Raw genomic sequence first — 14,542 nt, 5'->3', positions numbered from 1 at the left:
TAGAGTACATGTAAACTACATTATTGATGTAAAGGGAGGAGAAGTTGCGATGATACTTGTAAGTGAAAAATTGATTTCTGAATATGTTGAGAAGGGGTGGTGGGGAACAGAAACGATTTATAATCTATTTCACCATCATGTTGAAACACGTCCAAATACGGAGGCCCTTATTGATCCACTAAATCGCTCAGAAATTTGTGGTGGGTTACCAAAGAGATTTACTTATCAAGAGATTAGTAATGAGGTTGATCAATTAGCGGGGATTTTGGTGAAAAACGGCATCCGAAAAGATGATATCATTGCAATCCAATTACCAAACACGGTAGAGATTGTTATATCTTATTTAGCAATCTTACGTATTGGCGCTATTGCAACGCCATTCCCTGTCCAATATCGAGAGCATGAATATGAGACCTTACTCAACTTCGTTGAAGCTAAAGCCGTGTTGACCATGACACGAATTATGAAGGATGAAGCAGCCCAAAGGTTTGTTGATGTTCGATCTAAATTATCATCTGTTGAACTGATTTTTGCATGGGGGGATGATGTTCCAGAAGGTGTTATTGCATTGGACCAAGAAGAGTTACTGCCACAAGACATCGAAAGCTTCCAACATGAAATTTCAACTGCTGCATCAACTGCGAATGATATTTTCACGATTTGTTGGACTTCAGGTACAGAAGGAAAGCCAAAAGGGGTTCCGAGGAGTCATAATGAATGGATTATTTCTGCATATGCTTCGGTAGATGTTGGAGAGCTTACTCAAGACGATATATTGCTAAATACATTTCCAATGGTAAATATGGCGGGTATTGGAGGTATGTTTGTTCCTTGGTTACTATCTGGTAGCAAACTAATTATGCATCATCCATTTGATCTCCCAACGTTCCTACAACAAATCGCAATCGATCGTGCAACGTATACATTAGCTCCTCCAGCACTATTAAATATGATGTTAAATAATGAGGCGATTTTAAAACAAGCTAATTTCTCAACTTTACGAGCAATCGGCTCGGGATCCACTCCGCTCTCTCCAATGATGGTTAAAGGATGGAAAGAGAAACATAATATTGATATTTTCAACTATTTTGGTTCCAATGAAGGCGCAACATTTATGAGTGGACCCAAAGATATTCCGAATCTTGAGCAACGCGCAACTTTCTTCCCGCGTTTTGGTGTGGAAGGTTATGAATGGTCAACACGAATCGCGAATCGTTTTCAAAGTAGGATTGTGAATGCGGATACAGGCGAAGAGATTACTACGAGTGGCGATCCTGGTGAAATGCGCATAAAAGGAGCAAGTATTTTCCCTGGTTATTGGAAAAATGAAGAAATCACCAATAAAGTCTTCGATAAAGATGGATTCTTCTGTACTGGCGACATGTTTGAAATAGCTGAGGTAAACGGAGAACCAAAGTATTATCGTTTTGTAGGACGTTCAAAAGATATTATTATTCGTGGTGGTATTAACATCGCACCTGAAGAAATTGAGTATTTAATGCAAAGTCACCCTAAAATTGCTGAAATATCGGTTGTTGGTTACCCGGACAAAATGGTGGGTGAACGCGCTTGTGCTTGTATAGTTTTGAACAGTCGAGAGGATCCTATTACGTTAGAAGAAATTAGTTCGTACTTCAAGGAAAATGGATACGCAACTTATAAAACACCAGAGTATATAATTTTTCTGGATTCACTTCCTCGGAATCCGGTAGGAAAAGTGATGAAAAACAACTTGCGTGAGCAGGTCTTAAGTGAAAAGATGTCGGTGTAATTCATCGGATTCTATCGTAGGTAAAAGGAGTGAGTTCATTAAATGGATGCTTATATATATGATGCAATTCGAACACCGAGAGGATCAGCAAGGAAATCTGGTTCGCTTACTGCTATTCAACCAATAATACTCGTCTCAAATTTGTTAGACGCGTTTAGTGAACGGCATACATTTGATAAAGAAGTAGTAGAAGATTTAGTACTTGGCTGTGTGACTCAAGTAAAAGACCAAGGTGCGAATATTGCTAAAATCGCGGCACTTTATGCGGGATGGCCAACTTCCATGAGTGGAACGACTGTTAATCGTTTTTGTGCATCAGGTCTAGATGCGACAGGAATGGCTGCTATGAAAGTTCACTCCGCTATGGAGGATGTTGTCATTGCTGGTGGAGTTGAATCGGTATCGCGTGTTCCGATGTTCGGAGACGAAGGTGCATGGTTTGCAGATGATCATGTACGTCAAAAAACAAATTTTGTGCAGATGGGTATTTCCGCAGATATAATGGCGACCTTGGAAGGATTCAGTCGAGAAGAACTTGATGAATATGCTGTACAATCACAGGAACGAGCTGCCTATGCGCGAGAAAACGGTTATTTTTCAAATGCAATTATTCCCGTTAAAAATGACGAGGGGGAAATTGTGTTACAGCATGACGAATTGATTCGTGCAGAAAGTACGGTTGCGTTATTAGGAAAACTAGATCCTTCATTTGAAAGAATTGGACTCGGTGAGGCGGAAAAAAAGATATTTGAAGCTTTTCCACAAATTGAAAAAGTGACTTATTTGCATCATGCAGGCAACTCGCCTTCTCTTGCAGATGGGGCATCGTTACTTCTTATTGGTAATGAAAAAGCTGAGAATTTACTTGGTATTAAACCGCGCGCCAAAATACTTGCTAGCGCAAACGCCTCTGCGAATCCATTTTTGTTAACAGGAGGGCAAGAAGCAGCCAAAAAGGTTCTATTAAAATCAGGACTTCGTGTTGAGGATATTGATTTATTTGAATATAATGAGGCATTTGCAGCGGCACCTTTGAAGTTTATGAAAGATTTAAAAGTATCTCGTGATCAGTTAAATGTAAATGGTGGTGCGATTTCAATGGGCCACGCACTCGGAGCAACCGGTGGAATGCTCGTTGCTACGGTGTTAGAAGAGTTAGAAAGACGTGGTCAAAAAAGAGGTTTAATCGCTGTAAGTGGCGGAGGCGGTATAGGTACTGCGCTTATTATAGAAAGAATGAATTGATTTTATCAGAAGAGAATGGATGGATTCAATATTATGAGTAGGCCGAGGTGATTTGGATGGAGTTTTATTATAGTGAGGAAGAGGTCATGTTACAACGCAGTGTTAGAGAAATGTTGAAAGAAAAAAACACAATACCACATGTCCGTCAATATGTTGATGAACAAGTAGTCAGTCAAGAATTACGTCAACTAATTGCCCAACAAGGAATCTTGAATATGTTTGATTTAGAAAATGAAGAAGAGAAAGGAATGATTCCTGGTGTTATTATTGCCCAGGAAGCGGGCCGATTCTTACTAACATATCCGTATATAGAGGCAATATTGGCGACATCTCTATTGTCGACCTGTGATAATGCTGAAAAAACAGTTGCAAATATTAGCTCTGGTAAAGTGCTTCCAACAATCGCATGGACCAGTATGGAAGCGACTGCTGTGAAAGTAGAAGGGGACCAATTTATAGCAAATGGAATTCTAAAAGAAGTTCCATTTGCTAAGGATGCAGACATTATACTAGCATCGGTGAGGGTATTAGGAAGTGGCTTTACGGCAAAAGAAGAAGAAACCCTCATTATTATTGATGCCAAAAGTGAGAAACTGAGCATCCGAAACAGCGAGTCAATGGACGAAACCTATCCCTTATATGAAGTTGCGCTCCATGATTATACATTCGATCGATCCTCGATATTAATCGAGGAAGGAATGGGGAGCGGTCATGAAAAGATGAGGCAATTAAAGCAAATCGGTTCATTATTATTAGCCGCGGAAATAACCGGTGCATCCGAAAGAATGATGAGTTCAACGGTTAAATATTTAAAAGAGCGTGAACAGTTCGGTGTTGTAATTGGATCGTTTCAATCCTTAAAACATATGGCAGCCGATATGTTTATGCAAATTGAGAGTATGAAAGTAGCTATAGATTATAGTGCCTGGACGATAGATGTTAATCATGAAGAAGCGGTAGAAGCGGTATCAATTGCGAAGTCGTACGCATCCGCAAATTCCGTTAAAATCGCTGGGGATGCGATTCAAATGCATGGAGGCATTGGGTATACATGGGAAAATGATATGCATCTTTACTTTAAACGTATTCGTCGGGCATCATCACTACTTGGAAATAGTTATGCCAATAGGGAAACCATTGCAAAATTAGTGATTGATCAATACTAACAAGGAAAACTTAATCATATCGACAATTAGTGAACTTAAAATTAATCATGACGGGGTGACCTTATGGATCTTTCATTAAGCAAAGACTTGGAAGCATATCGTATAGAAGTTAGAGAGTGGTTGGAGGAAAACTTACCTAAGGGTTGGGGAACTCCTTTATATAAAAAACCACAGAATGTGGAGGAGGAAAGAGTATTCTATCGTGGGTGGGAAAAGACAATCTATAAAGGAGGTTTTAATGGAATCACTTGGCCAAAAGAATATGGTGGTCAAGAAAAGACGAGTATTCATGAAATTATTTATTATGAAGAAGCGGGAAAATTGAACGCTCCACCAGAAGTGAATGCTTTGGGGAAGGCTTTATTTGGGCCAACATTATTAGTCTATGGGACAGAAGAGCAAAAAAAGCGCTATTTAGAACCGTTGTTAAAAGGCGAGGAGATGTGGTGTCAAGGCTTTTCTGAACCGAATGCGGGATCTGACCTAGCATCGCTCCAAACAAAAGCTGGGCTTGATGGGGATGAATGGGTCATTACTGGTCAAAAGGTTTGGACAAGCGGTGCCCAATTTGCAGATTGGTGTTTTGTATTAGCACGTACAGATCAAAATGTACCAAAACATAAAGGAATAACATTTTTTATTATTCCTATGGATGCTGAGGGGGTAACGGTTCGTCCCATTGTTCAAATGGATAAGCAGTCCATGTTCAATGAAGTGTTTTTTGATGGCGTTCGTATTCCTAAAGATCATTATGTAGGTGAGTTAAATGATGGATGGAAAATCGCGATGACGACATTGAGTTTTGAGCGTGGAACGATGTCCTTAGGAAGACAAGCTCAATTCCAAAAAGAGTTTGAACATATTGTTAAATTAAGTAAGGAGTTAAGAACAGAAGATGGTTCACTTGTCGCGGATAATGCTTACTATAGACAAAAACTTGCTGAGATTTATGCCGAAATTAGGATATTCCGTTACCACGGATTGAAAACGATGAGTCAATTGATGAATGAAAACAGACTCGGTCCAGAAGCGTCGATGCAAAAAGTGTTTTGGAGTTCTATGCATGTGAAACTGGGTGAATTAGCTATGGAAATACTTGGGGAACATGCGCCGTACTGGGGAGAAAGCAGTTTAGGCAAGGGGATTTTACAAGGGAATGATTTTCTATCTCGTGGTGAGACGATTTATGCAGGAACGACACAGGTTCAGAAAAACATCATTGCGGAAAGAGTTTTACAATTACCCAGATAACAAATGTTTAGTCTTTATATATTCCAATTACTATAAATACTCTAATACATGGGGAGGAATTTATTATGATGATGCTATCTAATATTATGAATGAGAATATTAAGGAATTTGACGAGTATGACTTTTTGTATTTCGGTAATCGAACGTATACAAATATAGAGGTAGATCGTTTATCTACTATTTTCTCGAATTATCTTCTATCAGAAGTTGAAAATAGTGGTGATAAAGTTATTGTTTATCTTGCAAATTGTCCTGAAGTTATTATTTCATACCAAGCAATCTTAAAAGCTGGGAAAGTTGTAGTTCCTGTCATGTATGCATTAAATGCAAAAGAAATTCAATATATTATTGAGGATTCAAATGTAAATACAATTATTACCTCGAATGCCCTTTTGGAGAATATTGTAAAAGTAGCAGAGAAAACAGGTAAAAAATTAAATGTAATCGTAACGGATAATATTGAAAATGACGCTGCTGAAGGCAGTGTAAATATACATGAGTTAGAGAAAATATACAACCACTCTAAAAGTCAAAATCGTGAAGAATTGAATATATCAGAAGATGATTTAGCGGTGATTTTATATACGTCAGGTACTACGGGTCAACCAAAAGGGGTGATGCTAACGCATCGAAATCTTTATATTAGTGCTCAATCTGCTGCCCGTTTAATGAAAGCTGAAATGTGGAAAAAGCCAACTCTTGTCGCCTTACCATTGGCACATAGTTTTGGATTTACAGCTATGAATACGTATTTGTTTCTAGGCAGTTCTGTAGTTATTATCGAACGCTTTAATGCAGATGAGATCTTTAAAGCGGTTGAAAAACACAAAATAAGAACGTTTACGGCAGTTCCCGCAATGATTTATGGAATGGTTATGAATCCAAATATAGACTCTTATGATTTAAGTAGTTTGGAAGGTGTATTGAGTAGTTCAGCCCCATTGCCATTGGCATTGATGGAAGCATTTACAAAGAAAACTGGCACAGAAGTATGGCAAGGATATGGTTTGTCCGAAGCTTCTCCAGTCGTTTCTACACAATGGAGAGGAGCTACTATTAAACCTGGTTCAGTTGGGTTACCTATTGATATTGTTCGTGTGAAAATCATAAATGATGAAGGCGAAGAGCTTCCGAGAAACGAGGTTGGCGAGTTAGCCGTTAAAGGATTAAATGTGACACCTGGATATTATCAACTTGAAGAAGAGACAGCAAAAACGATAGTAGATGGTTGGTTACGTACAGGTGATTTAGCTCGTATTGATGAGGATGGTGATATTTTTATTGTTGATCGTAAAAAAGACATCATTATTAGAGGGGGATTAAATATCTTCCCAAGAGATAGTGAAGAAATTATTATGACACATCCGGATGTATTAGAGGTTGCAGTTATCGGAGTGCCCGATGAGGAAATGGGTGAACGTGTTGTTGCTTATGTTGTGAAAAGGCCAGAGTCTGTAATTACTGAATTGAATGTGATATCTCACAGTCAAGAACATTTAGCAAAATATAAAACACCTCAAGAAGTCGTATTTGTAGATCAGTTACCGCGAAATGGAGTTGGAAAGATATTGAAACGGAAGATTTCCGAACTTTATCAAAATAAAGTAATGAATTAAATGCTAGGTTCCTAACGTTAAAACGTATCTTATACTTCTATTTAAATCCATGGATTGTTCGCATAGTTAAGTGGAAAAGGAGCCCTCCTTGGTATGATTTTTGGTTGCTTAACCTACCAAAAGTTGGGTTCTTTTTCATATTTTCTTTTACTGCTACTTAGAATACCCAGAGAAATGAGAGGAAAGGAAGTGTCTAAATGAAATATGACATAAAGAATGTAGCTGTATTAGGATCGGGTGTTATGGGTTCAGGAATTGCTGCTCATTTAGCTGCTCAAGGCTTATCGGTATTGTTATTAGATAGAATTCCAGACAAGTTAACTGAACAAGAGCGGGAAATGAGCTTTTCAATAGATCATATGGAAGTAAGAAATCGATTTTCTATAAATGCTATAAATCAACTAAAACAGAAAAATATATTATCAGAAGAAAGTCTTTGCCTTATCGAGGTGGGAAATTTTGACGATGACTTTATGAAATTAAAAGAAGTAGATTGGATTATAGAAGTAGTCTTAGAAGACCTTAAAGTGAAGAAAGAGTTATTTAAAAAAATAGATCTGATTCGATTGGAAAATACGATAATCAGCTCAAATACATCCGGACTTAGTATTAATGCAATGGTTCAAGATTGTTCAAAGGCTTTTCAAAAGCATTTTTTAGGTACTCATTTTTTTAATCCGCCTTACTATTTAAAATTACTAGAAATTACTCCATGTGAAAATACATGTAAAGAAGTTCTCAGCTATATGACTCGGTTTTGTAAAGAAAACCTTAAAAAAGGAGTCATTATTGCTAAAGATACTCCGAATTTCATTGCGAATCGTTTAGGTACGTATGGACTTTTTATTGCACTTATTGAGTTAGAAAAAGGAGGATATTCAGTAGGGGAAATTGATTCAGTAACGGGGCCATTAATTGGTCGTCCAAAGTCGGCTACTTTACGAACGGCCGATGTTGTTGGGATTGATACATTAGTACTTGTTGCAAAGTATATGCATAGCCAAACAGAAGGCGTCGAAAAAGAGATGTTCAAATTACCTTCGTTTCTAAAGAGTATGATTGATAATGGGATGCTCGGCGCCAAAAAGAACAGTGGGTTTTATAAGAAGGTAGACAAGGAAATTGTGGAATTAAATGTGAACTCACTTGAGTATGGTCCAATGACAAAATTACAAACATCTTCTGTTGAACAAGCAATGCGACAAGAAAATGTTGGTTCAAGAATAAAAACTCTAATATACTCAGATGATCGGGCAGGGCAACTGGTTTGGAACATCTTGTCAGCCACTTTACAATACGCTGGACAGTTACACGGGGAAATTGCGGATGATATCGTTTCAATGGACAAAGCCATGAAATGGGGATTCGGATGGGAACTCGGAATCTTTGAAATATGGGATTCGATTGGAATTATAAAGTCCGTCGCTAAAATGAATGAAGAAGGTAAGGAAATTCCTTTAATTGTGCAACAATTACTAGATAAAGGATATGACTCCTTTTATAAAGTAGTGGATGACAAGTTGTACTTTTTTAATGGATATGAGTATGCATTATGGTTTGACTAAACCCCTTCCACATAAAATAATGCTCAAAAAGTTTTAGGAAAACCTTGTATTTTCCTATCGACTGGAAAGTCTTGAACAGCAAATTAAAGCAAATAAAAAACACCACCTCCGAAGAGATGATGTTTATGAGAAAACCGTGTTCCTACAGCGTTCTCAAGAGCCTAAGCTCTATGGTCCCAGAGGGGTTCGAACCCACGACCTCTACCTTGTCGATTTTGATTCTCTAAAGTAGACAGTGGACTATAGTCAATATGAAAAATCAAATGGGTTTAACATAAAGCAAAAATGAGTCCACATATTTTGAATATCCCCTTCATAAGAGTTGTTTAGTAAAGTGTAGATCATCCTAGTTTTTAATAAGGTGTTTAAATTTACTGCTTACTATAATAAATATATTTTAGATCCTCTGTTAAAGGTTGTAACTTTCCATCCGTAATGTGGTAAACTTCATCGCATAATTCTTCAATGTCTTCATAGTGATGACTAGTGAGTAGGATTGTGCGTTCGTTTACCTGGAGATTTCTAATGATTTCTTTGATATCATTGTATGTTTTAAAATCTAGTGCATTAAACGGTTCATCCAGTATAAGGATATCCTGGTTTTCCATGATTGCTTGAGCAATACCTAGTTTTTGTTGCATCCCTAAGGAGTAATCTTTCACTTTTGTTTTATTATCGGGATTTAATCCTACTAGTGTCATCGTATCCTTAATTTGTTTATCAGAAATCTGATTTTTGATAGCTGCTAAAAACTTTAAATTCTTAAATCCACTGTATATTTCAATATAACCAGGCGTATTAATAAACACGCCTACATTTTCAGGGAAATCAATCTTTTTCCCAAGTACTTCATTTCGAACTTTTACATAACCTTCAGTAGGTTTAATAAAACCGCAAATAAGTTTGAACAAAACTGACTTGCCACTCCCATTATTTCCAACAATTCCTATTGTTTTTCCTTTTCCAACCTGAAAGTTTATATTTTGCAGAACGGTTTGTCCTGCAAAATCTTTCGATACGTTGTGTACTTCAATTATATTTTCCATCGTTACATCTCCTTTAGTAAAAAGCGTTTGTAGCTGGCGTAGCACAGCGAATACAAGATTAAAGTACATCCTGTTAGTATCGCGATAGCATGAATGAAGGGAATACCGTTTGACCCTACAATTAAGTTGACTCTCGCTAATGTGCCCAACCCTATTGGGAAATAGTGCAGAAATTGTAGGGGAATTAATAATAGTAAATGAGACGCGAACACTATGAGGAAAGCTATAGTTACATTTCTGGTTTTCAAAAAGAGAAATAAAAATCCAAAATAGTATACGCAGAACTCTAAGAATTTCAATGCAAATAACTTGAACATCCAATTCTCAGGTGAAGCAGGGTTCATTAGCTGCGTCACGTCATTCCACCCTTGATTATTTAGCATTCCCAACAAAATAATAATAAATAGGGTAAGTAACAGATAGCAAGTCAGGAACAACAGGCTATTTCCTAAAACAGCTCTGAACCAATTGGATTTATATTGAATTCTGACCCAAAGCGTTAAACGTGAAGAACGTTGCATCTGTTCTGTGAAAACTGCGATTAGATATAAGGGAGTTCCGTTATATACTAGTTGTTCTATAAAAGTCATCAGATGAAATTGCCCTAACTCTTGACCGTAGAAGAACAGAAGAAAAGTATCTTCTATTGTTTGAGTAGGGTAAGTTGCTGAATTCCATGTGTAGATGAGTAGCAGGATCAGAAGTGAGATTCCTATATTTTTAGGTTTCCATAGCATTCGAGAAAAGTAAAAAAACAAACCTTGTAATTGAAAGTTTATATTGATTCTAACCGAGTGATTCCAATAATTTTTAATAACCAGCACAGCTGAAATACCAAGTCCCAATATACTACTGATCGTCCAAATCCACGCATATGGAGCATGAAAGTTATGATGGAAAATAAAGAAGCGATTAATTGTGATAAATGATAAATTACTGAGCGAAGGATACTTAAATACGAGAATCATAAGCAAATATGAACCCATTATTAGGAATATGAGCATTCTTTTTCCGAAGAAGTGATGTAGAATCTGCATCATAAAGCCAAGAAAACTTAATCCTAAAATCATGAAAAGTATGGAAACACTGATTGCAGTAAGCGGTGTGCTGAAATGTTTAGCAAACTCTAAAAAGAGAATATCCGCTGAATTATCTGATATAGAAAAATGGTTATTAGAATGTAATCCTATTCCTATTAAGCAAATAACCAAGATTTGTACAAAAACAAAAAGAGCTGTATTAATCAAGATGGCGACAGATTTTGTGAAGAAATAATTGGAAAAGGTTTTAAATCGAAAAATAACAATAGGTAAACCAATGTCTAGATTTTTATATATATTCAGTAAGAATAATGGTGTCATAAAATATAAAAGATAATATTGATCGGACACTATTCTTAGCAAAAAGTGTTCATAACTTTCCGTTGTGACTTGACGGGTTGAAAAACTAACTAGTAGTACCACAGCTATCGTTAGAAAAAAGAAGTGGGATGTGAATTTTCTGATATCAGACCATATAATTATACTCATTTTTGCCTCCTAAACCTTGTATATAGTGACTTTTTTTACATAGCGCATATAAAGAAAGAAAAGTACCATCAAAAGTAAAACGATGACCGGCCCCACTACTAAGGAAAAAGATGTAATGTCAGTAGCCGAGTCCATTGTGGGATCAAATGATAGGAAAAATCGATAACTCCTAAAATTAAGAACTTGTAAAACATAATTTTCTACCATTAGGTACACAAAAGGACCTGTTAAAATGATAAACAAGTTTTGAATAAACAAACTCAAGAGAAAGCCCATTGTCGCTATTAGGGAGGCTAGAATTCCTTTCCAAAAACTGAGCAGGGTAGCATATAATAATGGTTGATGTACAAAAGTAGAACCTAAAAAATGATCAAGCTCAACAGACGGAAAAGTGATTTCTGTTAGTGGATCCATTTTCTTATACATTACTACAATGGGGTCATTGATAAACAAGGTCACTAATGCTCCTACGAAAAAAATAGTGAAAACTATAGTAAATGCACTACTACTCATTACTATCCATTTAGCGAATAGATACTGTTTTTTACTAGCTCTTGGTAAGGTATAGCTTAAAAAATCATTTTTCTTTTCGTAATACAAAAGCCAACCGGTGGGAATAACTGCAATTAATGGAAAAAGAATATTGAAAACGGTAGTACCGACTTCCCAAGCTTCTAATTGTTCTTCTAAGCTGTAATTTTTATAGACAGTACTGCATAAATAAATCGATAAAACTGTGCAAAAGAATAAGACTGCTAAAACGGGATATTTAATTTTATTCCATTCGAGCAATAATAAGTTTTTCATAAATTAATCACCTCCCACACAGTATAGTGAACGGGAAATCGTATAACAATACATGAGAAACAAACGAGGGATTTAAAGGAACGAACATTTTACGTTCCCTTAAACCCCTCGTTTATGCGTTGAAATTGGATACCTAAAGTAATCATATTCGTTTGTTTTTGTTCGTTTCTGGCAATGATTCGGCCATTGTATCGTTCAGCGATTTTTTTAACATTATAAAGACCATAGCCTCGTTGACGAGAAAAAGATTTGGTTGAAACTCCAATTTCAAAGATTTTCATAAACTGCTCATTGCTTAAATAATCAGAAGGATTACTAACGGTCAATTCCAAATGTCCGTCTCTTTCAACCATAGAGAGGTATATTTTATCTCCTCTTGAACTTGCCTCCAAAGCATTATCAATTAAAATGCCTAAAACTTCAATCATATCAGCATCTTCACATCTAAATTGATGAACGGGAATCGTCCGTTCGATTCGCAACTCTCTTTTTAATTGTTCGGTTCTTTTCATTTTTGTGTAGAGAAAACCTGCGATTACTTTATGATCCATATTTAACAGCTCATACTGACTGTTCGTCAAATTAGCACTATCAACATATTCTTGCATTTTTTCGCGGACCACTTGAATCTCATCAGTAGTTTCAACCAAGCTAGAGATAGCTAACAGCTTATTGGAGAATTCGTGTTGTCTTGCGCGTACCTCCATCACTAAATCATCAATAATTGGGATGTATTGTTCTGTTGCATGAATTCGGGTTTCAACTATTTCTGATTTACGTTGTGCTATTAATATCCAACTCATAAAGGTACCAACAAAAAAAAGGAGAAGGAAAAGGAAAACCTGATTTCCCAATATTACCGCAGATTCAAAGTTGGCAGAGATAATTAACAAAAGAAGAAGAATAAAAACATTTGTCACCATAATTCGTGTGAAGCCACTGGATTTATTCGGTAATAGTTGATTTATTTTTGTTGACCCAAGCCAGTATGCAATAAGAACGATAAAGAGGGTGAAAATTCTAGTAGAGTTATTTCCCAAGCCAATAAAATCCACGCTTGCAATACTAAACATTCGGATAACAGACCAAACGGTAAACGCTAAGAATGTCGTGACTATGACCTCTAGATGATCTAATTTAAACGCTACACTATTTAACAGCAGCAGTAGGCATATCAAGCCGATGATACCGAAAAGCGAATTTACCGGAAGAATTTCGAAATTCTTAAATGCAATGGTTGTCTTAATACCATCAGCCGAAGGTGAAACACTAACTCTAGATAAGAAGGCGAAGGAGAATAGAAAAGCGCACCAGACAACCATTTTTTTATTGAAAAGTAGTTCTTCTTTTGCAAAATAGACCATGACGGCATATATGCTTAAAACATCCAATGTGACTTGGAAAAGCAACTGAGACATTGCCATTAGTCGGTACCCATTATGACATCTCTATATTTGTTGCCGATTGGAAGACTGATGGAAGTTCCTCTGAGACTTAAAGTACTCTTAGCTTTGACAATGCGTTCAATAAAGTCCGTATTGATAATATAGCTTTTGTGGCATTGTTGAAAGGGTCCATTCTTTAAAAGATCTAGTATAGACTTTAAAGAGTAACCGGCAATGTCTTCTTGTATCAAATCTCCGTCCGGATTCTTCATGTGAATAACCATTTTCTTTCCGAATGATTCAATATAAACGATATCTTGTAATTGGTACTCGAAAATAAATCCTTTTTGTTCTATCCGAACGGTTGGAACATCAATCTTGATAGTGTGTAAATAATCGAGCACATTTAAAACAGACGTCTTTACTTCTTCTTTAGTAAATGGCTTTACTAAATAGTCATAGCATTTTATTTCTCGATAAGCGCGCAGTTCTTCTGTTGCGATTGCTGTAGCAAAAATCATAGGAGTGTATTTGTATTTTTGTAAATCTCTTAATTCATTGGCCAAGTCTGTTCCTTTATAGTCTGTTAATTGAATATCAATGATGAAAAGCGAGATATCGTATGTGTTTGAAATTTTCAAGGCTTGTCCAGCACTTGGTGAGATATGTATATAGAAGTTTTGATTCATATCTACGAGTATAGAGTGTAAGAAATTTTGGATTTGTTCATCGTCTTCTATAATTAAAATATGTTTCATATCTGTCCTCCTAAACTTACTGATTCTCTAAGTATAACAACTTATTTAATGAGAATCTTGAAATGGCTAATAGTGTAATCTTTTTACTAAAGTTTATTCATGTAGGTAGGATAAATGGAGAATTGCAGCAATTAGACTGAATCAATAGGAGTTTATATACGAATTCTTATTAGGAGGGTGGAAGCTAGTAAGGCGTAGGGGATATCGTCAATACATCAGCCAGGCTTGGTCATGCGAATCCTCATATGTTGCTGAAGTGTTTCAAGATGCATGCAAAATAAAATAAATGATGAAGAATAAATTGTGCTCAAACTTGGGGTCAAACTTGATTAAAGTCAATAAAAAACACCACCTCCGAAGAGATGATGTTTATGAGAAAACCGTGTTCCTACAGCGTTCTCAA

Annotated in this window: 11 protein-coding genes; 6 read left to right on the top strand and 5 right to left on the bottom strand. The window is 36.4% G+C overall.

Annotated features, from left to right (window positions below):
* Nucleotides 1-49: 49 nt before the first annotated feature.
* From ACFSFY_RS13650 to ACFSFY_RS13625, 6 genes are all read left to right on the top strand, one after another.
* A complete protein-coding gene (locus ACFSFY_RS13650) occupies nucleotides 50-1,771 on the top strand; it encodes a class I adenylate-forming enzyme family protein (protein WP_381538900.1) in 1,722 nt (573 codons plus the stop codon).
* Nucleotides 1,772-1,813: 42 nt separating this feature from the next.
* A complete protein-coding gene (locus ACFSFY_RS13645; protein WP_381538898.1) occupies nucleotides 1,814-3,016 on the top strand; it encodes an acetyl-CoA C-acetyltransferase in 1,203 nt (400 codons plus the stop codon).
* A 56-nt stretch (nucleotides 3,017-3,072) separates the two neighbouring features.
* Nucleotides 3,073-4,182 (top strand): acyl-CoA dehydrogenase family protein, encoded by a 1,110-nt coding sequence (locus ACFSFY_RS13640; RefSeq protein WP_381538896.1) that lies wholly within the window; start codon nucleotides 3,073-3,075, stop codon nucleotides 4,180-4,182.
* Between the two features lie 63 nt (nucleotides 4,183-4,245).
* The gene (locus ACFSFY_RS13635) at nucleotides 4,246-5,433 is read left to right on the top strand and encodes an acyl-CoA dehydrogenase family protein (protein ID WP_381538894.1); all 1,188 of its coding nucleotides are present in this window, start codon (nucleotides 4,246-4,248) and stop codon (nucleotides 5,431-5,433) included.
* A 65-nt stretch (nucleotides 5,434-5,498) separates the two neighbouring features.
* Nucleotides 5,499-7,049 (top strand): class I adenylate-forming enzyme family protein, encoded by a 1,551-nt coding sequence (locus ACFSFY_RS13630; protein WP_381538893.1) that lies wholly within the window; start codon nucleotides 5,499-5,501, stop codon nucleotides 7,047-7,049.
* Nucleotides 7,050-7,246: 197 nt separating this feature from the next.
* Complete coding sequence (locus ACFSFY_RS13625; RefSeq protein WP_381538892.1) at nucleotides 7,247-8,614, top strand: 3-hydroxyacyl-CoA dehydrogenase family protein; 1,368 nt, start codon at nucleotides 7,247-7,249, stop codon at nucleotides 8,612-8,614.
* A 371-nt stretch (nucleotides 8,615-8,985) separates the two neighbouring features.
* Here the strand turns inward: ACFSFY_RS13625 and ACFSFY_RS13620 are convergent, their stop codons facing one another.
* From ACFSFY_RS13620 to ACFSFY_RS13600, 5 genes are all read right to left on the bottom strand, one after another.
* Entirely contained in the window at nucleotides 8,986-9,660 is a 675-nt protein-coding gene (locus tag ACFSFY_RS13620) for an ABC transporter ATP-binding protein (RefSeq protein WP_381538890.1), read from the bottom strand.
* A gap of 2 nt (nucleotides 9,661-9,662) precedes the next feature.
* Nucleotides 9,663-11,189: a hypothetical protein gene (locus ACFSFY_RS13615; protein ID WP_381538888.1), complete on the bottom strand. Its 1,527-nt coding sequence runs from the start codon at nucleotides 11,187-11,189 to the stop codon at nucleotides 9,663-9,665.
* A gap of 9 nt (nucleotides 11,190-11,198) precedes the next feature.
* Nucleotides 11,199-11,996 (bottom strand): hypothetical protein, encoded by a 798-nt coding sequence (locus ACFSFY_RS13610; RefSeq protein WP_381538887.1) that lies wholly within the window; start codon nucleotides 11,994-11,996, stop codon nucleotides 11,199-11,201.
* Nucleotides 11,997-12,085: 89 nt separating this feature from the next.
* Nucleotides 12,086-13,420 carry a sensor histidine kinase gene (locus ACFSFY_RS13605; protein WP_381538885.1) on the bottom strand — a complete coding sequence of 445 codons (1,335 nt, stop codon included), beginning with the start codon at nucleotides 13,418-13,420 and terminating at the stop codon, nucleotides 12,086-12,088.
* Nucleotides 13,420-14,139, bottom strand: coding sequence for a LytR/AlgR family response regulator transcription factor (locus ACFSFY_RS13600; protein ID WP_381538883.1), 720 nt, complete (start codon nucleotides 14,137-14,139; stop codon nucleotides 13,420-13,422). The genes ACFSFY_RS13605 and ACFSFY_RS13600 overlap by 1 nt, the downstream gene beginning before the upstream one ends.
* Between the last annotated feature and the right edge of the window lie 403 nt (nucleotides 14,140-14,542).

Origin of the sequence: Sporosarcina siberiensis (genome assembly GCF_042681925.1) — a bacterium.
Classification (GTDB): Bacteria; Bacillota; Bacilli; order Bacillales_A; family Planococcaceae; genus Sporosarcina; species Sporosarcina siberiensis.
Note: the sequence above shows the minus strand (reverse complement) of the source record. Positions and strands in the feature narration are given on the sequence as shown.

Bases quoted from the DNA above. Each gene is read 5' to 3' on its own strand.
- ACFSFY_RS13650 (WP_381538900.1), top strand. From the start codon at position 50: ATGATACTTGTAAGTGAAAAATTGATTTCTGAATATGTTGAGAAGGGG.
- ACFSFY_RS13635 (WP_381538894.1), top strand. From the start codon at position 4,246: ATGGATCTTTCATTAAGCAAAGACTTGGAAGCATATCGTATAGAAGTT.
- ACFSFY_RS13610 (WP_381538887.1), bottom strand. From the start codon at position 11,996: ATGAAAAACTTATTATTGCTCGAATGGAATAAAATTAAATATCCCGTT.
- ACFSFY_RS13630 (WP_381538893.1), top strand. From the start codon at position 5,499: ATGATGATGCTATCTAATATTATGAATGAGAATATTAAGGAATTTGAC.
- ACFSFY_RS13640 (WP_381538896.1), top strand. From the start codon at position 3,073: ATGGAGTTTTATTATAGTGAGGAAGAGGTCATGTTACAACGCAGTGTT.
- ACFSFY_RS13620 (WP_381538890.1), bottom strand. From the start codon at position 9,660: ATGGAAAATATAATTGAAGTACACAACGTATCGAAAGATTTTGCAGGA.
- ACFSFY_RS13615 (WP_381538888.1), bottom strand. From the start codon at position 11,189: ATGAGTATAATTATATGGTCTGATATCAGAAAATTCACATCCCACTTC.
- ACFSFY_RS13600 (WP_381538883.1), bottom strand. From the start codon at position 14,139: ATGAAACATATTTTAATTATAGAAGACGATGAACAAATCCAAAATTTC.
- ACFSFY_RS13645 (WP_381538898.1), top strand. From the start codon at position 1,814: ATGGATGCTTATATATATGATGCAATTCGAACACCGAGAGGATCAGCA.
- ACFSFY_RS13625 (WP_381538892.1), top strand. From the start codon at position 7,247: ATGAAATATGACATAAAGAATGTAGCTGTATTAGGATCGGGTGTTATG.
- ACFSFY_RS13605 (WP_381538885.1), bottom strand. From the start codon at position 13,420: ATGGCAATGTCTCAGTTGCTTTTCCAAGTCACATTGGATGTTTTAAGC.